This window comes from Stenotrophomonas forensis (genome assembly GCF_028752115.1).
In the GTDB taxonomy this organism is placed as follows: Bacteria; Pseudomonadota; Gammaproteobacteria; order Xanthomonadales; family Xanthomonadaceae; genus Stenotrophomonas; species Stenotrophomonas forensis.
In genome coordinates this window covers 4718646-4738268 of sequence record NZ_CP082270.1, presented here as the reverse complement: position 1 = coordinate 4738268, position 19623 = coordinate 4718646, and the positions used below count along the sequence as shown (strand labels likewise).

At 66.7% G+C, this 19623-nt stretch carries 9 protein-coding genes and 1 riboswitch; of the genes, 6 read left to right on the top strand and 3 right to left on the bottom strand.

The genetic code is table 11. The features are described 5' to 3' along the window. Positions 1-181 precede the first annotated feature (181 nt). The 4 genes from K5L94_RS21585 (at position 182) to K5L94_RS21570 (ending at position 11735) form a co-directional block, all read left to right on the top strand. Entirely contained in the window at positions 182-1978 is a 1797-nt protein-coding gene (locus tag K5L94_RS21585; protein ID WP_080374988.1) for an autotransporter assembly complex protein TamA, read from the top strand. Further along, on the top strand, positions 1975-5835 hold the full coding sequence (locus K5L94_RS21580; protein ID WP_274511354.1) for a translocation/assembly module TamB domain-containing protein: 3861 nt from the start codon (positions 1975-1977) through the stop codon (positions 5833-5835). The genes K5L94_RS21585 and K5L94_RS21580 overlap by 4 nt, the downstream gene beginning before the upstream one ends. A gap of 170 nt (positions 5836-6005) precedes the next feature. Further along, positions 6006-8153 carry a S46 family peptidase gene (locus K5L94_RS21575; RefSeq protein WP_164087127.1) on the top strand — a complete coding sequence of 716 codons (2148 nt, stop codon included), beginning with the start codon at positions 6006-6008 and terminating at the stop codon, positions 8151-8153. 135 nt (positions 8154-8288) lie between these two features. Beyond that, complete coding sequence (locus K5L94_RS21570) at positions 8289-11735, top strand: hybrid sensor histidine kinase/response regulator (protein ID WP_053510498.1); 3447 nt, start codon at positions 8289-8291, stop codon at positions 11733-11735. A 92-nt stretch (positions 11736-11827) separates the two neighbouring features. Here K5L94_RS21570 and K5L94_RS21565 read toward each other — a convergent pair whose 3' ends face one another. The 3 genes from K5L94_RS21565 to acs all read right to left on the bottom strand — a co-directional run bounded on the left by K5L94_RS21565 (position 11828) and on the right by acs (position 15544). Next, positions 11828-12403, bottom strand: coding sequence for a manganese efflux pump MntP (locus K5L94_RS21565; protein ID WP_008264753.1), 576 nt, complete (start codon positions 12401-12403; stop codon positions 11828-11830). An 88-nt stretch (positions 12404-12491) separates the two neighbouring features. Then, a riboswitch (yybP-ykoY riboswitch) is annotated at positions 12492-12581 on the bottom strand. 232 nt (positions 12582-12813) lie between these two features. Further along, positions 12814-13479 carry a response regulator transcription factor gene (locus tag K5L94_RS21560; RefSeq protein WP_006477308.1) on the bottom strand — a complete coding sequence of 222 codons (666 nt, stop codon included), beginning with the start codon at positions 13477-13479 and terminating at the stop codon, positions 12814-12816. Positions 13480-13600: 121 nt separating this feature from the next. Continuing rightward, complete coding sequence (gene acs, locus K5L94_RS21555) at positions 13601-15544, bottom strand: acetate--CoA ligase (RefSeq protein WP_053451174.1); 1944 nt, start codon at positions 15542-15544, stop codon at positions 13601-13603. Between the two features lie 245 nt (positions 15545-15789). On the opposite strand from acs, the gene K5L94_RS21550 reads away from it, so the two are divergent. Beyond that, positions 15790-17217: a DcaP family trimeric outer membrane transporter gene (locus K5L94_RS21550; RefSeq protein WP_274511350.1), complete on the top strand. Its 1428-nt coding sequence runs from the start codon at positions 15790-15792 to the stop codon at positions 17215-17217. Positions 17218-17394: 177 nt separating this feature from the next. Continuing rightward, positions 17395-19059: an MFS transporter gene (locus tag K5L94_RS21545; protein WP_053451172.1), complete on the top strand. Its 1665-nt coding sequence runs from the start codon at positions 17395-17397 to the stop codon at positions 19057-19059. Positions 19060-19623 lie beyond the last annotated feature (564 nt).

The window sequence follows — 19623 nt, the reverse complement described above, 5'->3', positions numbered from 1 at the left end:
CGGCCGGCACTACCGGATCACCGCCGGCGGATGTCCATCGGGGTCATTGCCGGCATCGCGGACGATGCCGGCTTCCTCATCGGCATTCACGATGATCGCCACAAAGGCGCGTATTTTGACCGCCACTTAACAACCGATCCCGAATGACGTGATGCATTTCGCATCGTCACCTCCGGTCGGTATGCTGTGCCGCATGCAGCCAAAGAAATACGCCCTGCCGCTGATGGTCCTGTCGTTGGCCGCCACTTCCGTGGCCCACGCGCGCGGCACCATCGACAAGGTGGACATCAAGGGATTGGACAAGGGCGACGACGCCGCAATCATCGAGAACATCCAGGAATCGCTGTCGCTGTACGACACGATCGGCAAGGAGCAGGGCGAGTCGCGCCTGGAGTACCTGTTGTCGCAGGCCGAGCGGCAGACCCGCCAGGCACTGGAACCGTTCGGGTACTACAACCCGGTGATCAAGGTCGAGGCGCCGCGCGTGGACGAGCACGTGCGCGTGCTGATCCATGTCGACAAGGGTGCGCCGGTCACCGTGCGCCGCGAGCACATCGACATCACCGGCCCGGCGATCTACGACCAGTACCTGCAGGACGACCTGGCTGCGTTCAAGCCGCGCAAGGGCCAGCGCTTCGTGCATACCCAGTACGAAGCCAGCAAGATCACCATCACCCGCCGCCTGGCCGAACGTGGCTACTTCGACGCCGACTACACCCAGCGCCAGGTGCAGATCACCCGCGCCGACAATGCTGCAGACATCGACCTGACCTGGGACAGTGGCCGCCGCTACAACATGGGCCCGGTGCGTTTCGAACAGGACTACTTCGTCGACAAGCTGTTCGACCCGCTGGTGTACTGGGACCAGGGCAGCTACTACCACGAGGGCAAGCTGGATCGCCTGCGGCAGTCGTTGACCAAGCTGGACTATTTCAGCGTGATCGACATCCAGCCGCGTCCGGACCAGGCCGACGCGAACGGCGACGTGCCGGTGGACGTGAAGCTGACCCGCGCCAAGCGCACCATCTACACCGCCGGCCTGAGCTACGGCAGCGAGAGTGGCCCGGGTGTGCGCGGTGGCATCGAGCGGCGGTTCCTGAACAACCGCGGCCACAAGATGAACACGCAGCTGGACTATGCGCAGAAGCGCAAGAGCCTGGTCACCAGCTACCGCATCCCGGCGTTCAACTGGCTCGACGGCTGGTACACCTTCGCCGCCAGCGCGTATGACGAACAGACCGATTACATCGACCTGCGCAACTTCAAGCTGATCGCCAGCCGCAGCGGCGAGATCAACGAGCACTGGACCGCGATCGCCTCGGTCAACGCGCTGCGCGAGCGCTGGCGCTACGCCTCCGGCACCGAATTCACCGATGCGGTCTACAACACCTCGACGCTGGTGTACCCGCAGATGGTGGCCGACTACGTCAACGTCGACGACCAGATGTTCCCGCGCAAGGGCATCAGCGGCACCGCGACGCTACGGACCGGCATCGAGGGCGTCGGTTCGGATACCAGCTTCGTGCAGGCCAATGCCGTGCTGCGCTGGTACATCCCGGTGGGCGAAAGCAACCGCCTGATCCTGCGCGGCGAGGGCGGCACCACCTGGACCAGCGACCTGGTGGCGATGCCACCGAGCCTGCGCTACTTCGCCGGCGGCGACCGCAGCATCCGCGGCTACGCCTACCGCGAGGTCGGCCCGCGTACGCCGGCGCCGGACAAGTACGCACTGGGCGCCAAGAACCTGGTGATCGGCTCGGCCGAGTACGAGCACTACTTCAATGGTGGCCCATGGGGCGCGGCGGTGTTCGTCGATACCGGCAGCGCCTTCGACAACACCATCGATCTGCACACTGGCGTCGGCTTCGGCGTGCGCTGGAAATCGCCGGTCGGCCCGGTACGCATCGACGTGGCGCACGGCCTGAACAACCCGGATTCGCAGTTCCAGCTGTACCTGAACATCGGAGCGGACCTGTGAGCACGCCCACACCCACGCCGACCCCGAACACGCCGCCGCGCGTGCGCTTCTACCGCCGGCGCCGCTTCTGGGCATGGTCCGGCGCCGGCGTGATCGGCCTGGTGCTGCTGGCCCTGCTGGCGGTGTACTGGCTGCTGCAGACCGTGGCCGGCCGCGATGTGCTGCTGGCGCAGGTGGTGGCACGGCTGCCGGTCGGCGCCAGCTTCACCTGGGACAAGGTGGACGGCCCGGTGGCCGGTCCGCTGACCCTGTACAACGTCGACTTCCGCTATGACGACATCCATTTCCACGCCGAGCGCGCGCACCTGGAGCCGGACCTGCGCCCGTTGCTGGGCCGCAAGCTGCTGCTGGACAAGCTGGAACTGACCAACGCGACGTTGAACCTGGCCAAGAGTGACGAGCCGTTCAAGCTGCCGTCGTGGCCGGATTCGCTGCCGCAGATCGAGATGCCGCTGGCGATCCAGGCCGACGCCATTGCCATCGATGGCTTCCGCATCAGCCAGGCCAACGAGCCGGTGATCGACATCAGCCGCGTGCGCGGTGGCATCGAAATCGCCAACGGCGAATTCCAGGCGCACAAGCTGGTCGTGGACAGCGACATGGGCAATTTCACCGCCCAGGGCCGCTACATCCCGGCCAAGGACTACGACACCGACGTGACGGTCACGGCGGTGCTGCCGGCCCCGCGTGGGCGCACTGCGGCGACGGTGGGGCTGGTGGCACGCGGCGACCTTGCGCACATGGAGGTGGCGGTGGCCGGGCGTGCACCGAAGCCGCTGCACGCGATGCTGGTGTTCGACGGGCGGACCGATCCGAGCTGGAATGCCAGCATCCGCAGTGACGAACTGGATCTGGCGCTGTTGTCGCCGGCATTGGCCAGCTCGGCGATCGCGCCGCTGGCACTGGACTTCACTGCCGCCGGCAAGGGCGGCAACGCCAACCTGCGCGGCAAGGTGAAGCAGGGCGACCAGGAACTGGAACTGGCACCGTCGGTGGTGTCGCTGCAGGACCAGGTGCTGAAGGTCTCGCCGCTGCTGGTGAAGGGCCTGGGGGGCGAAGCCCGGCTGGAGGGCACCGCCGATTTCAGCCAGGAAGACCAGCAGAAGCTCAATTTCTCGGTGGTCGCGCGGAACCTGACCTATGTGCCGGCCGCGGACCCGAACACCGCCGGCAGCGCGCCGGTACCGGTGACGCTGAAGGAAGCGCGCTTCGGCCTGGCCGGCACGCTGAAGGCGTGGGCGGCGATTGGCCGCGCCGAGGTCGAACGCGAAAAGCAGAAGGCGCAGCTGCGCTTCGACGTGCGTGGCAATGACCAGGCCGCGTCGATCCACCAGCTGCAGGCGCAGACCCCGGGTGGCCAGCTGCAGGTGGAAGGCCAGGTCGCTTGGGCGCCACAGCTGGACTGGGACGCCAAGGCCACGCTGAAGGACTTCGACCCCGGCTATTTCGTGCCGGGCTGGAATGGCCGCCTGTCCGGCAACCTGGCCTCCAAGGGCCACCAGCTGCCGCCGCCGGCCAATGCCGCACCGGGCACGGCCGGCACGCTGGAAGCCACGGTGGATCTGCCGTCGCTGAAGGGCATCCTGCGCCAGCGCAACCTCGACGCACAGGGCAAGTTCGCGCTGCAGGGCGAGCAGGGCCAGGGCGATCTGAAGCTGGCGCTGGGCAGCAGCCGGGTCACCGCTTCGGGCAAGGTCGGTGATCGTCTCGACATCGATGCACGCTTCGAACCTTTGCAGCTGAGCGATCTGCTGCCGGGCGCCGATGGTGGCCTGCGTGGCCAGGTGCAGGTGAAGGGACCGCGCGATGCGCCGGACATCACCGCCGACCTGATCGGCAACAACCTCAACTGGGATGGCTACGGCGCCGAGAGCGTAAGCATCAAGGGCCACCTGCCGTGGCGCGGCGACAGCGGCACGCTGGCGGTGCAGGGCCAACAGGTCAACGCCGGCATGCTGCTGGAACGGCTGAACATCGACGCGCAGGGCAGTGTGTCCAATCTGCGGCTGGCCGCGCAGACCCGCAACGACATGGGCGCGATCGAGCTGCAGGGCAGCGTGCGCCAGCAGGGCGCGCAGTGGCGTGGTGAGCTGGCATCGCTGCGCATCGCACCGGTGAAGGGCGATGCCTGGTCGCTGCGTGCACCGGCCGCGTTCGCGATCAACGGCAGCACCTACACCCTGTCTGAAGCCTGCCTGGCCGCCGCCAGCAGTGGCGCGTTGTGCGCGCAGGTGAACTGGCCGCGCGAGGGCCTGGTGGTGCGCAGTGATGCGCTGCCGCTGGCGCTGGTGCAGCCATGGCTGCCGCCGCAGTCCGGCCGTCGCATCTACCTGCGCGGCGATGTCAGCCTGGACGCGCAGATCCGCCCGCGCGGCAATGCCTGGGAAGGCCATGTGGAAGTGCGCTCGAAGGAAGGCGGTGTGCGCCTGGGCGAGAACCGCACCACGGTGGGCGATGCCTCCCGTGGCGAGCTGGTGCGCTATGACCAGTTCTCGCTGAAACTGGACATGACCCCGGCCAGCATCAAGGGCTACCTGGGCATGGGCTTCCAGGGCAACGGCTTCGTCGATGCCAAGATGCAGACCGGCTGGGAAGCCAGTGCGCCGTTGAACGGCGAGCTCTACCTCAACATGTCGCGGCTGTACTGGCTGGAGCTGTTCTCGCCGGACATCGTGCGCCCGACCGGCCTGATCGAAGGCCACGTCAGCCTGCGCGGCACCCGTGGCCAGCCATCGCTGGGCGGTGACGCGCAGCTGAGCAACTTCAAGGGTGAATTCCCGGCGCTGGGCCTGACCTTCGACCAGGGCAAGGGCAGCTTCGTGGCCCAGCCTGATGGCTCGGCCAGGATCACCGCGCAGGCCAATTCCGGCCAGGGCACGCTGTACGTGGATGGCGGCCTGTCGTGGTTCGGTGATGCACAGCCGCTGCAGCTGAAGATCCACGGTGACAACGTGCTGCTGTCCAACACCAGCGAACTGCGCATCGTCGCCAATCCCAACCTCGATTTCACCCTGGCCAAGGCGGCAATGGAGCTGCGTGGCACCGTGCATGTGCCCGAGGCCGATATCGACCTCGAACGCCTGGACCGCGGCACCTCGGTGTCCGAAGACGTGGTGGTGCTCGATCCGGTCGATCCGGAAGAGTCGCGCACCTCGCCACTGGACATGGACCTGACGGTCAGCCTCGGCGACAAGGTGAAGATGACCGGCTTCGGCCTGAAGGGCGCGCTGACCGGCAAGATGCAGGTCTGGGCCAAGCCCGGCCGCGAGATGACCGCCAACGGTGGCCTGGAAGTGAGCGGGCGCTACAAGGCATATGGGCAGGACCTGACCATCACCCGCGGCAACCTGACCTGGAACTACAACGCGGTCTCCGATCCGCGCATCAACATCCGTGCCGAGCGCCGGGTCGGTGATGTCACGGCCGGCATCGACGTCACCGGGCGTGCGCAGCAACCGCGTGCGGACGTGTGGTCCGAGCCGGCGATGTCGCAGTCCGAGGCGCTGGCCTACCTGGTGCTGGGCCGCAGCCTGACCGGCGCCAGCAGCGACCAGACCCAGCAGGTCAACGCGGCCTCGGCGGCACTCTCTGCAGGCAGTGGCCTGCTGGCCTCGCAGCTGGGCGCCAAGCTGGGCCTGGACGATGCCGGCGTGAGCCAGTCGCGCGCGCTGGGTGGCTCGGTGATCGGCGTCGGCAAGTACATCTCGCCCAAGCTGTACGTCGGCTACGGCGTGTCGCTGGTCGGTGCCGGTTCGGTGATCACGCTGAAGTACCTGCTGCGCCGCGGTTTCGACGTGGAAGTGGAATCGAGCACGGTGGAAAACCGTGGGTCGATCAACTGGCGCAGGGAAAAGTAAGGATGCGGTAGTGCCGGCCGCTGGCCGGCAGCTGCACCGTAGCTCCCGGGTTGCGAGGGTTGCCGGCCAGCGGCCGGCACGACCGTGCACGTCGACCCAACCATCGGCCGTTGCCCCGGCCGCCCCCAGCGGCTATGGTCCCGGGCTGTTCTGTCGTACCGGATTGCCTCATGTCACCACGCAAAGCCCTTCCCACCGCCCTGGCCCTGGGCCTGACCCTCGCCGCCGGCGCCCACGCCGATGAAGGCATGTGGATGCCGACCCAGCTGCCGGAACTGGCCAAGCCGCTGCAGGCCGCAGGCTTCAAGGGCAATCCGGCCGACCTGGCCAACGTCACCGCGCCGCCGCTGAGCGCCGTCGTGCGTGCCGGTGGCGGCACCGGCTCGTTCGTGTCCGCCGACGGCCTGCTGCTGACCAACCACCACGTGGCGATGGGCGTAATCCAGTACAACAGCTCGCCCGAGCACAACCTGATCGACAACGGCTTCATCGCCAACGGCCGCGCCGATGAGCGCCCGGCCAACCCGGACTTTCGCGTGCTGGTCACCGTCGGCTTCGACAAGGTGACCGACCAGGTGCTGGCGCAGGCGCGCGGCAAGACCGGCCGTGCCTACTTCGATGCGGTGGATGCGGCCAGCAAGCAGATCGTGGCCGAGTGCGAGAAGGACGGCAGCGTGCGTTGCTCGGTGGCCAACATGTACTACGGCACCGACTTCTACCGCATCGCCCAGCTGGAACTGAGCGACGTGCGATTGGTCTACGCGCCGCCGCGTGCGATCGGCAACTACGGCGACGAGATCGACAACTTCATGTGGCCGCGCCACACCGGCGACTTCACCCTGCTGCGTGCCTACGTCGGCAAGGACGGCAAGCCGGCCGCCTACAGCAAGGACAACGTGCCCTACCAGGCACCGGCACACCTGCAGATGTCGGTGGAAGGCCCGAAGGAAGGCGACTACGCGATGCTGGCCGGTTACCCGGGCATCACCTACCGCCACCGCACCGCCGCCGAATTCGCCGGCCAGATCGATGCCGTGCTGCCGCGCCGCGTGTCGGTGTTCCAGCAGATGATCGACACCATCGAAGCCGCCAGCGCCAAGGATGCACAGGCGCGTACCCGCTACGCCTCGCAGCTGCAGTCGCTGAAGAACAACCGCAAGCGCGCCGCCGGTGAACTGGAAGGCCTGCTGCGCAGCGATGCCAAGGCCCAGCGTGCCGCCGACGAAAGCGCGATGCTGGCCGCCACCGACCGCAGGTACCAGGGTGATATCAAGGCGCTGCTGGCCAACCTGTCGCAGGGTGCGGCGGTGGGCGAGCGTGACCTGCTGCTGGACCAGATGGCGATGCAGAGCCAGCTGCTGCGCTCGGCATTGCTGCTGGAGCGCCTGCGCATTGAGTCGGCCAAGCCCGACGCGCAGCGCGAGAGCGGCTACCAGCAGCGCGACCAGGCGATGATCGAAGGCGTGCTCAAGCAGGTGCAGCGCCGCTATGCGCCGGAGGTCGAGAAGGCGCTGCTGACCACCCTGCTGACCCGCTACCAGCAGCTGCCGGATGCGCAGCGCGTGGCCGAGTTCGACGCCGCCTTCGGTCGTACCCCGCAGCAGCTGGCCAAGGCATTGGACACCCTGTACGCCGGCACCCAGCTGGGCGACGAGGCGCAGCGCCTGTCGCGCTTTGCTGCCGCCCGCGAAGGCAAGGCGCTGGCCGCCGATCCACTGATCGCCGTGGCCGGCCCGCTGGTGGCCGCGCAGCTGCGCATCGAGAACGAGAGCAAGACCCGCGAAGGCGAGCAGCTGCGCCTGCGCCCGGCCTACATGCAGGCGCTGTTCGCGTGGCGTGCCAAGCAGGGCCGTGCGGTGTACCCGGATGCCAACCGCACCCTGCGGATCAGCTACGGCAAGGTGGAAGCATTGCATCCGCGCGATGGCGTGACCTACTCGCCGGTGACCACCGTGGCCGGCATCGTCGAGAAGAACACCAACGCCTATCCGTTCGATGCACCCAAGCCGTTGCTGGCGGCGATCGCCAAGGGTGACTTCGGCAGCACCGCCGATCCGGCGCTGAAGACCCAGACGGTCAACTTCCTGACCAACCTGGACACCACCGGTGGCAATTCCGGCTCGCCGGTGCTCAACGCCAAGGGTGAACTGATCGGCCTGAACTTCGACAGCAACTGGGAGTCGGTCAGCGCCAGCTGGTGGTTCGACCCGCGCTACAAGCGTGCCGTGCACGTGGACATGCGCTACCTGCGCTGGCTGCTGGCCAAGGTCTACCCGGCGCCCGAGCTGCTGAAGGAAATGGGCGTGCCGGCCCAGTAAGAAGCCGGCCACGACCAACGGTCGTGGCCCGCACCGCGTAGGCCCCCACCTTGGTGGGGGTGGTTGTCCCCAACGAGCCCGTGCACCCGGCCATGCCTGGCCTACACTGCGGGTTCCTCCGACGGAAACACGCGCGTGGTCTCCAGCTGGATCCTGCTGCTGGTCTCGGTTGCCTATGCCGCGCTGCTGTTCGGCGTGGCGTGGTGGGGTGACCGCCGGCCGATGTATCCCGACCGGCCATGGCTGCGGCCGGTGGTCTACAGCCTGGCGCTGGCGGTGTACTGCTCGTCGTGGACCTTCTACGGCGCGGTGGGCACCGCCGTGCGCAATGGCGTGGGCTACCTGCCGATCTATATCGGCCCCTTGCTGCTGCTACTGTTCGGCTGGCGCATCATCGAGCGCCTGGCGCTGATCGCGCGCAGCCAGAACGTGGTCTCCATCGCCGATTTCATCTCTTCGCGTTTCGGCCGCTCGCGGCGGCTGGCAGCGCTGGTGGCGATCATCGCGCTGATCGGCATCATTCCGTACCTGGCCCTGCAGTACAAAGCGGTGGCGATGAGCCTGCAGGTGCTGACCGGCAACACCGGCCCGACCGGCTTCTTCAGCGACCCGGCGTTGTACGTGGCCCTGTTGATGGCGCTGTTCGCCACCCTGTTCGGTACCCGCCAGGTCGATGCCACCGAGCATCACCACGGCATGATGCTGGCCATTGCGCTGGAGTCCGTGATCAAGCTGGTGGCGATGGTGGCGGTGGGCGTGTTCGCCTACGTCTGGCTTAGCGACCGCAACGAAGCGGTGGTGGAGTCGGTGCATACGCTGTTCACCGGGCTGCCTCCGGTGGGCTTCCTGTCGCAGACGCTGCTCAGCTTCCTTGCCATCATCTGCCTGCCGCGCCAGTTCCACGTGGCGGTGGTCGAGTGCGGGGATGTACGCGATGTACGCCGTGCGCGCTGGATGTTCGGCGGCTACCTGGTGCTCATCTCGGCGATGGTGCTGCCGATCGCCACCGCCGGTGTCAGCCTGTTCGGTACCGGCAGTGGCGTGGCCGATGACTCGATGGTGCTGGCCCTGCCGCTGGCGGAAGGGCGCAACACACTGGCGTTGATTGCTTACATCGGGGGCTTCTCCGCGGCGACCGGCATGGTGATCGTGTCCTCGATCGCGCTGGCCACCATGGTCAGCAACGATCTGGTGATGCCGGTACTGCTGCGCCGAAGTGGTGATCACCAGGAAGCCGCCGACGTCGCCTCGCGCGTTCTGTGGATCCGCCGGCTGGCGATCCTGCTGCTGGCGTTGATGGCCTACAGCTACTACCGCAGCAGCAGCAATGACAGCACCCTGGCCAGCTACGGCCTGATGGCGTTCGCTGCCGTGGCGCAGTTCGCACCGGGGCTGATCGGCGGCCTGTACTGGCGTGGCGCCAGCCGCCGCGGCGTCGAGGCGGGCATGCTGCTGGGCTTCGGCACGTGGTTGTACACGCTGCTGCTGCCGGCGATGACGATGGCCGGCTGGATGGACGCCGGCTGGGTGCAGAATGGCCCGTTCGGCATCACCTGGTTGCGCCCGCAGCAGTTGTTCGGCATGACCGGTTGGGACCCGCTGACCCATGGCACGTTCTGGTCACTGCTGGTCAATGCGGCGACGATGATGCTGGTGTCCGCGCGCTGGCGACCGGGCGTGGACGAGCGGCTGCGCGCCGCGCCATTCCTCGATCCGTATGCCGAGCGCCCCTCGGTGGCCGGTGGCTGGCCCGGTCATGTGCACGTGGGCGACCTGCTGGCACTGGCCTCGCGTGTGGTCGGTGAACGCCACGCGCGGCGCGCATTCTTCGAGCAGGCGCAGTCGCTGGGGCGCGAGCTGCAGTCCTCGGCACCGGCCGACCGGCCCTGGGTGCAGTTCACCGAGCGCCTGCTGGCCGCATCGATCGGCGCGGCGTCCGCGCGCCTGCTGCTGACCAGCCTGCTGCGCGGCTCGGGCATGGACCTGGGCGAAGTGGTGGCGGTGCTGGATGAAGCCGGGCAGGAGCTGCGCTTCAATCGCGAGATCCTGTCGACCACGCTGGAGAACATCAGCGCCGGGGTCAGCGTGGTCGATCCGGACATGCGCCTGACCGCCTGGAACCGTCGTTACCAGGACATGTTCGGTTACCCCGACGGCATGCTTTACGTGGGGCGCCCGGTGGCGGACCTGATCCGCTACAACGCCGAGCGTGGCGAGCTTGGCGAGGGCGACATCGAGATCCAGATCAACCGCCGCATCGGCTACATGCGCGCCGGTTCACCACACGTGTTCGAGCGTACCCGCAGCGACGGCAAGGTGATCGAGATGCGTGGCCAGGCGCTGCCCGGTGGCGGCTACGTCACCAGCTACAACGACATCACCGATTACAAGCACGCGGAAAAAGCCCTGCTGGAAGCCAACGAGACGCTGGAACAGCGCGTGGCCGAGCGCTCGCACGAGGCCGAGGTCGCGCAGCAGTCGAAGACCCGCTTCCTGGCGGCGATCAGCCACGACGTGCTGCAACCGCTGAATGCCGCGCGCCTGTTTGCTTCCGCGCTGCGTGACAGTGACCACGTCAGTGACGAGCAGAAGCATCTGGCCGAACGCGTGGATGCCTCGCTGCGTGCCGCCGAGGAACTGCTCGATGGTCTGCTGGATGTATCGCGGCTGGATGCTGGCGGCCTGCACCCGGTGATCGGCGAGTTCGACGTGAGCGCGCTGATGCGCGAACTGGCTGCGCAATACACCCCGGTCGCCGCTGGCCGTGGCCTGCGCCTGGACCTGTTCGCGCGCCCGGCGTGGGTACGCAGCGACCGCCGCCTGTTGCGCCGCGTGCTGCAGAACTTCCTGGCCAACGCGCTGCGCTATACCCGCCAGGGCCGCATCGTGCTGGCAGTACGCCACCGTGGTGACGAAGTGGAGTTGCAGGTGTGGGATACCGGCCCCGGCATTCCCGAGCACCACATGCGGCAGATCTTCGACGAATTCCACCGCTACCAGCAGCCGTTCGACTGGGGCGAGCAGGGCCTCGGCCTGGGCCTGTCGATCTGCCAGCGCATCTCGCGCCTGCTCGACCATCGGTTGAACGCACGCAGCCGGGTCGGCAAGGGCTCGATGTTCTCGATCATCCTGCCGCGGGTGGCGCCACTGCCCGGATACACCGAGTTGGCCACGCCGGCACAGGCCGTGGCCGCACCGGTACGCAGCGATTCGCTGGCCGGGCTGCGCGTGCTGTGCGTGGACAACGACGAGGAAATCCTCGACGGCATGCGCGCGTTGCTTGGCCGCTGGCAGGTGCAGGTGATCACCGCCGCGACCGTCGACCAGGCGCTGGAGAAGATCGCCGAGCGTCCGCAGGTGATGCTGGTGGACTATCACCTGCACGACCGCATGGACGGCCTGGATGCACTGGTGGCCCTGCGCGATGCGGCGGGCTACCCACTGCCCGGTGCGCTGCTGACCGCCGACGGCCGCGATGAACTGAAGCGCATGGCGCGCGAGCGCGGCTACCGCGTGCTGACCAAACCGATCAAGCCGGCCTCGCTGCGCGCCTTCCTGGGCGCGCTGCGCGATGCGCAGTAGTGCCGGCCGCCCGGCAGTAGATCCACGCCATGCGTGGATGTGACGTCTGGTAGTGCCGGCCGCTGGCCGGCAACCACGCAATCGCGGGCGCGTTACCCCACGCCATGCAGGTGTTCGTACAGGATCGTCGCACCGATGATCACCAGGATCACGCCGCCGATGATCTCGGCGCGCTTGCCGACCATGCTGCCCAGCACGCGGCCGAGCATGATGCCGGCAGTGACCATGGTCAGCGTGCACAGGCCGATCACCGCAGCCATCACGCCGATATGCACGTCCATGAAGGCCAGGCCGATGCCCACTGCCATCGCGTCGATGCTGGTGGCAAAGCCGGTCAGCGCAAGCTTCCAGAAGCCGTGGTGCTGCGAAGGATCTTCTTCTTCCTCGGCACTGTCCGGGCGCAGGCCGTTGTAGATCATGTGGATGCCCAGCGCGCCGAGCAGACCGAAGGCGATCCAGTGGTCGAAGGCTTCGACGTACTGCAGGGCGGCACGGCCGAGCAGCCAGCCGATGATGGGCGTGATCGCTTCGATGACGCCGAAGATGATGCCGGCGCGCAGCGCATCGCGGAACACCGGCTTGCGCATGGCGGCACCCTTGCCGATCGCCGCAGCGAAGGCATCGGTGGACATGGCGAAGCCGATCAGGAGGATCGAAACAGGAGACATGGCGGCAGCGGAAGGTCGGGCTAGGACGGACGCACGGCCTGCGCTCGCGCCCAACCTGGTGTTGCGCGCGCGGGCCGCTGGTCTCGCCAACCATCATGGTTGTCCACGCCACGGCGCACTGGCCGAGTATGTTGACGTGGACGATTCCTGCGAAGGAATCCGGCTACTCCCCAAGGGGACGCGAAGCTTAGCACCGCGATCCGCGCGTGGCGCGTTTCCAACGAAACGCGCAGGCAGGGCTGGTTTGTATAGCGATGGCTATACCGCGAGCACAGCGGTGCCTGGTAGTGCCGGCCGCTGGCCGGCAGGTGCAACGTCAAAAGCGTGCCAAGCAAGCTTGGCACCTACCGGAGCGGTTTCATGCGTCTCGCGCGTTTCAGGGAATTGCCGGCCAGCGGCCGGCACGACCGTCAATCCTCTTCCGGCGGCAGCACGATGGCGTCGTCGTCGATCGCCAGCTTGCCGGCCATCAGCACCGCCTGGGTGCGGTTGGTCACGCCCAGCTTGCGCAGGATCGCAGTGACGTGCGCCTTGATCGTTGCTTCGGAGACGTTGAGGTCGTACGCGATCTGCTTGTTCAAGCGGCCGGCGCCGAGCATCTGCAGCACGCGGAACTGCTGCGGGGTCAGCTCGCGCAGGCGCTGGCCCACCTCGCGTTCCTCGCTGCCGGTGGGCGGCACGTTGTGCGCTTCCGGCGGTGCCCAGGTCTCGCCATCGAGAATGGTGCCCAGTGCATGGCCGATGGTGTCCGAGTCGGCCGACTTTGGAATGAAGCCGAGCGCGCCGTGGTCGAGCGCGCGGCGCATCACCGTGGCTTCCTCGCGCGCGGACACCACCACCACCGGCAGGTGCGGGTGCAGCGAGCGCATGTGCACCAGCGCGTTGAAACCCTGCGCACCGGGCATGTTGAGATCCATCAGGACCAGGTCGGCGTCGTTGTGCTGGTCGGCCAGCGCGTACAGCGCTTCCACGCTGTCGGCTTCGAACAACTGCACGCCCGGGATGACCCGCTGCACCGCCCCACGCAGGGCTTCGCGGAACAGCGGGTGGTCATCGGCAATCAGGAGGGTGGTCATGGGTCGAGCTTATCGATCAGGAAAGGGAGCGACGTGATGGCAGGTGCAGGACGGGTCGGACACGGCCGGGTCCCTCCTCCCGGCCACGTCCCTGGCGCGTCCTGCGCCTGCAGTCACGCCATCAGCGCACCTTGCGCTCGTCCACCAGCGACGCCACCACCGACGGATCGGCCAGGGTCGAGGTGTCACCGAGCTGGTCCGGCGCGTTCTCGGCGATCTTGCGCAGGATGCGGCGCATGATCTTGCCCGAGCGAGTCTTCGGCAGGCCCGGCGCCCACTGCAGGTGGTCCGGCGTGGCGATCGGTCCGATCTCCTTGCGCACCCAGGCGACCAGTTCCTTCTGCAGTTCGTCGCTCGGTGCCTCTTCGGCCACCAGGGTCACGTAGGCGTAGATGCCCTGGCCCTTCACGTCGTGCGGGAAACCGACCACGGCCGCTTCGGCCACCTTCGGGTGCGAGACCAGCGCGCTTTCCACTTCGGCGGTGCCGATGCGGTGGCCGGACACGTTGATCACATCGTCGACGCGGCCGGTGATCCAGTAGTAGCCGTCCTCGTCGCGGCGGCAACCGTCACCGGTGAAATAGCTGCCGGGGTAGGTGCGGAAATAGGTGTCGATGAAACGCTGGTGGTCGCCGTACACCGTGCGCATCTGGCCCGGCCAGGAATCACGGATGATCAGGTTGCCCTCGGTCGGGCCGTCCTGGATCTCGCCATCGGCATTGACCAGCGCCGGCTGCACGCCGAAGAAGGGCAGGGTGGCCGAGCCCGGCTTGAGGTCCATCGCACCGGCCAGCGGCGAGATCAGGATGCCGCCGGTTTCGGTCTGCCACCAGGTATCGACGATCGGGCAGCGGCTGTCGCCGACCACCTCGTAGTACCAGCGCCAGGCTTCCGGATTGATCGGCTCGCCGACGCTGCCGAGCAGGCGCAGCGAGGCGCGCGACGTCTTCTTCACCGGCTCCTCGCCCTCGCGCATCAGCGCACGGATGGCGGTCGGAGCGGTGTAGAAGATGCTCACCTTGTGCTTGTCGATCACGTTCCAGAAGCGCGAGGTATCCGGATAGTTCGGCACGCCTTCGAACATCAGCGAGGTCGCGCCGTTGGCCAGCGGCCCGTACACGATGTAGCTGTGCCCGGTGACCCAGCCGACGTCGGCGGTGCACCAGTAGATGTCGTCCTCGCGCAGGTCGAACACCGCTTCATGGGTGTAGGCCGCGTACAGCAGGTAGCCGCCGGTGGTGTGCAGCACGCCCTTCGGCTTGCCGGTGGAACCGGAGGTGTAGAGGATGAACAGCGGGTCTTCCGCGTTCATGCGCTCGGGTTCGCAGGTGGCCGGCTGGCTGTCCACCACGTCGTGGAACCAGCGGTCGCGCGGCGCCTGCATGTCCACCGCGCCGCCGGTGTGGCGCACCACCAGCACGGTTTCCACGGTATTGGTGCCGGGCAGCTTCAGCGCGGCATCGACGTTGGCCTTCAGCGGAATCTTCCGGCCGCCGCGCAGGCCTTCGTCGGCGGTGATGATCAGCTTGCTCTGGCAGTCGCTGACGCGGTCGGCGATCGAGTTCGGCGCGAAGCCACCGAACACCACCGAGTGGATCGCGCCGATGCGCGCGCAGGCCAGCATGGCCACTGCAGCGTCGACGATCATCGGCAGGTAGATGGTGACCCGGTCGCCCTTCTTGACGCCCAGGTTGCGCAGCGCGTTGCCGAGGCGGCAGGTGCGCTCGTACAGCTCGCGATAGGTCACGTGCTGGGCCGGCGCGTCGGGACCATCCGGTTCGAACAGCAGCGCGGTCTTGTTGCCGCGCGTGTCCAGCTGGCGGTCCAGGCAGTTCACGCTGGCATTGAGCTCGCCATCCTCGAACCACTTGATGTGGAAATCGGACAGGTCGTAGCTGACGTTCTTGATCTTCGTCGGCTTGCGCATCCATTGCAGGCGCTCGGCGGCCTTGCCCCAGAAACCATCCGGGTCGGTCACCGAAGCCTGGTACTGCTGTTCGTACGACGTCTTGTCGATGCGTGCCTTGGCGGCGAACTGCGGATCGACGGGGTAGATATCAGCCATGGCACCCTCACTTGCACGTTGACTTTGTATGTGCGGTCGCAGCATCGCGGCGACCGATTCCCCTCAGTTTGCCCCATCCACCCCCGGCCGCGTCACCACCCTGGTTAGACCATGGTCGAAAGTGAGCGCCCAGCAGGGCCGGGTTCGACCAATGGCGAATAGCCGCTGTGCGCGAACGCCCCGCAGTCTCGGCTCGACCGTGCCCCACGCGCGGCATCACCTTGCCACTTGGGAGAGAGGGCAACATGAGCCACCGTACGTTGAAAGCCGTGCGCACACCTTTGGCGGCCTGCCTGTTGGTCGCCCTGGTCGCACCGGGCATGGCGTTCGCAGAGACCGCCAAAGAGAAGGCACTGGAAGCACGCGTTGCCGAACTGGAACGCCAGGTCCAGCTGCTGCTGTCTTCGCAGCAACAACAACAGACCCAGATCAGCCAGACCCAGCAGGCGGTGACCGAAGTCCGCACGGTGCAGGCCGGGCAGAAGCCGGTCGCACAGGTGCCGGCCGGCAAGCAGCCGATCCAGGTCACCACCATCACCCCGGGCGCGGCGCCGGGCACTACGGTCAAGATCGGCGGCTTCATCAAGGCCGACTTCCTGGCCACCCAGACCAGCGATGGCCAGCTGGCCGACGATGCCACCGGCCGCTCGCTGTACCTGCCGGGCCAGACCCCGGTGGAAGGCGCTGGCGGCAGCGGCAAGCGTTCGGGCACCGACTTCAATGCTCATGCCAAGTTCTCGCGCTTCAACCTGGGCATCGACAACGTGAGCGAATCGGGCAACAAGGCCGGTGCGTTCTTCGAGATGGACTTCTTCGGCAACTCGCTGGGCAACCAGACCGCCACCAACACCTATGGCGTGACCCTGCGCCACGCCTACATGTACTGGAACAACTGGCTGGCCGGCCAGACCTGGTCCAACTTCATGGACGCGGCCGCGCTGCCGGAAGCGGTCGACTTCGTCGGCCCCACCGACGGCGTGATCTTCGTGCGCCAGGCCCAGGTGCGCTACACCCAGGGCGGCTTCAGCGTCGCGCTGGAAAACCCGGAGACCACCACCCTCACCGGTACCCGCAACCCGGTCACCGGCGCCTGGACCAACACCAGTGCCAACTCCGATCGCGGCAGCCTGCCTGATCTGACCCTGCGTTATGGCTGGAAGGGCGACTGGGGCACCTTCGGTGTCGGTGGCATCGTCCGCCAGCTGAAGGTCGACAACCAGGCCACCGGCGCCAAGGCCGACAAGGTGGCCGGTGGCCTGACCATGGGCGGCAAGTGGGTGATGGGTGACAGCGATTCGCTGCACTACCAGCTGACCGGCGGCGAAGGTATCGCCCGCTACATCGGCCTGGGCATCACTGCCGACAGCGCCTACGACGTGGCCCGCGACGAGCTCAACCCGACCGGCGTGCTTGCCGGTTATGTGGGCTGGCGGCATGCGTTCTCGCCGAAGCTGCGTACCAACCTGATCTACGCGCGCAGCGACTACGACAACGACAGCGTGCTGGGCCCGCTGGTGACCAAGAGCGTGCAGAGCGTGCGCGGCAACATCTTCTACTCGCCGCTGCCCAAGGTCGATATCGGCGCCGAGCTGATGTACGGCCGCCGCGAGATCGAGAACGGCAACAAGGGTGACATCACCCGATTGCAGTTCACCACCAAGTACAGCTTCTAAGAGCGTGCCGGCCAGCGGCCGGCACCTACCGAGATGGGGTGCCGGTCATGGCCGGCACCTACCGAGATTGAGTGCCGACCAAGGTCGGCACCCACCGAGATTGAATGCCGGCCAAGGCCGGCACCCACCGAGATTGAATGCCGGCCAAGGCCGGCATCTACAGAGGGAAAACGTCCCATGTCCAGCACTGCATCAAGCCCGCACAATCCAGCGGGTACCCTGACCCAGGGCCACAAGAAGGTCATCTTCGCATCGAGCCTCGGCACGGTGTTCGAGTGGTACGACTTCTTCCTGTACGGCTCGCTCGCCGCCATCATCGCCAAGCAGTTCTTCAGTGGCGTCAATGAAACCACGGGCATGATCTTCGCCCTGCTGGCGTTCGCTGCCGGCTTCTTCGTGCGTCCGTTCGGCGCGGCCTTCTTCGGCAGCCTCGGCGACCGCATCGGCCGCAAGTACACCTTCCTGGTCACCATCCTGATCATGGGCATCTCGACCTTCCTGGTCGGCGTGCTGCCCAACTACGCCACGATCGGCTTTGCTGCCCCGGTCATCCTGATCGTGCTGCGCCTGGCCCAGGGCCTGGCGATGGGCGGTGAGTACGGCGGTGCTGCCACCTACGTGGCCGAGCACGCGCCGGACGACAAGCGTGGCCTGTACACCAGCTTCATCCAGTGCACCGCCACGCTCGGCCTGTTCATGTCGCTGCTGATCATCCTGGCCTGCCGCTATTTCCTCGGCAATGAAGCCTTTGAGGCCTGGGGCTGGCGCATCCCGTTCCTGGTCTCGATCCTGCTGCTGGGCATTTCGGTGTGGATCCGCCTGCAGCTGAGCGAGTCGCCGCTGTTCCAGCAGATGAAGGCAGAGGGCAAGGGCTCCAAGACGCCGTTCCGCGACAGCCTGAAGGGCGGCAACCTGAAGCTGATGCTGCTGGTCCTGCTCGGCGCTGCTGCCGGCCAGGCCGTGGTCTGGTACGGCGGCCAGTTCTACGCGCTGTTCTTCCTCAGCAGCATGCTGAAGGTCGATGCCACCACCTCCTACCTGCTGATCGCTGCCGCGCTGGCGCTGGGCGTGCCGTTCTTCATCTTCTTCGGCTGGCTGTCCGATCGTATCGGCCGCAAGAAGATCATCCTGGCCGGCTGCCTGCTGGCTGCCGTCACCTACATCCCGATCTTCAAGGGCCTGACCCACTTCGCCAACCCGGCCATCGAAGAAGCCCGGACCAACTCGCCGGCACTGGTCATTGCCGATCCGAATACCTGTTCCTTCCAGTTCGACCCGGTCGCCGTACGCAAGTTCACCAGCTCCTGTGACATCGCCACCGCCGCGCTGACCAAGGCCGGCGTGCCGTACGACGTGCAGCCTGCCGCTGCCGGCTCGCTGGCGATGGTGAGCGTGGGCAGCAGCCAGGTCACCTCGTATGAAGGCGCTGGCCTGAGCAAGGAAGACGGCAAGGCAAAGGCCGATGCGTTTGGTGCGGAGCTGAAGACCGCCCTGACCACGGCGGGTTACCCGGCCAAGGCCGATGGTGCACGCATCAACATCGCCGGCACGATCTTCATGCTGTGGCTGCTGGTGCTGTACGTGACCATGGTCTACGGCCCGATCGCCGCCTACCTGGTCGAACTGTTCCCGACCCGCATCCGTTACACCTCGATGTCGCTGCCGTACCACATCGGCAACGGCTGGTTCGGTGGCTTCCTGCCGGCGATCTCGTTCGCGCTGGTGGCCGGTACCGGCAACCTGTACTACGGCCTGTGGTACCCGATCGGCATCGCGCTGATGTCGGTGGTGGTGGGTGGCCTGTTCCTGCGTGAGACCAAGAACGTGGACATCACCAAGTAGGAATGATGGTCATCGGATGAAGGAGAGGCCGTGGTGCAGACCGCGGCCTTTCTGTTTATGTGCCGGCGATCGGGGTCGGATCCCTTTCGCATGCGAAAGGGCTCTGACCCAACCGCAGGACGCGCTACTCCGGGCATCCATGGCTGGGCTCAAACTGCCGCATTGAAAACGCTTCGATGCAGAACCGACGCTGCGCGCTCTCATCGCCTGCCTGGCGGATCTGCCTGCGCAACTGGTCGGCTCCCGGGCAACGCGCAGCGCGGACGACAACGAGGTTGCACACAGGAACAAACGGGAAGTGCACCTCATTGCGAGGGATGTTCAGCCTCTCGTTCCAGGCTTCGAACGGAAAGAGCAAGTACAACAGCCCGTCCACCGCTTCATCCTCGCACTACACCCTGCTCTTCAGCGCGTCAGACGCATACATTGGTGGACCTGGAGCCGCTCGGCCATGAAATATGTACGAATTTGCACATCTTCCCATCGCTCTGGAACGAGATGACGTGATTGGCGAGGAGTGGGAGGGCGTTCCTGGTCGAATTCGACAATCTGTGGCGCGTATGG

Excerpts from the sequence above, each read along its gene's own strand:
- K5L94_RS21560 (WP_006477308.1), bottom strand. The coding sequence starts at position 13,479 with ATGACCACCCTCCTGATTGCCGATGACCACCCGCTGTTCCGCGAAGCC.
- K5L94_RS21550 (WP_274511350.1), top strand. The coding sequence starts at position 15,790 with ATGAGCCACCGTACGTTGAAAGCCGTGCGCACACCTTTGGCGGCCTGC.
- K5L94_RS21545 (WP_053451172.1), top strand. The coding sequence starts at position 17,395 with ATGTCCAGCACTGCATCAAGCCCGCACAATCCAGCGGGTACCCTGACC.
- K5L94_RS21575 (WP_164087127.1), top strand. The coding sequence starts at position 6,006 with ATGTCACCACGCAAAGCCCTTCCCACCGCCCTGGCCCTGGGCCTGACC.
- K5L94_RS21585 (WP_080374988.1), top strand. The coding sequence starts at position 182 with ATGCTGTGCCGCATGCAGCCAAAGAAATACGCCCTGCCGCTGATGGTC.
- acs (WP_053451174.1), bottom strand. The coding sequence starts at position 15,544 with ATGGCTGATATCTACCCCGTCGATCCGCAGTTCGCCGCCAAGGCACGC.
- K5L94_RS21565 (WP_008264753.1), bottom strand. The coding sequence starts at position 12,403 with ATGTCTCCTGTTTCGATCCTCCTGATCGGCTTCGCCATGTCCACCGAT.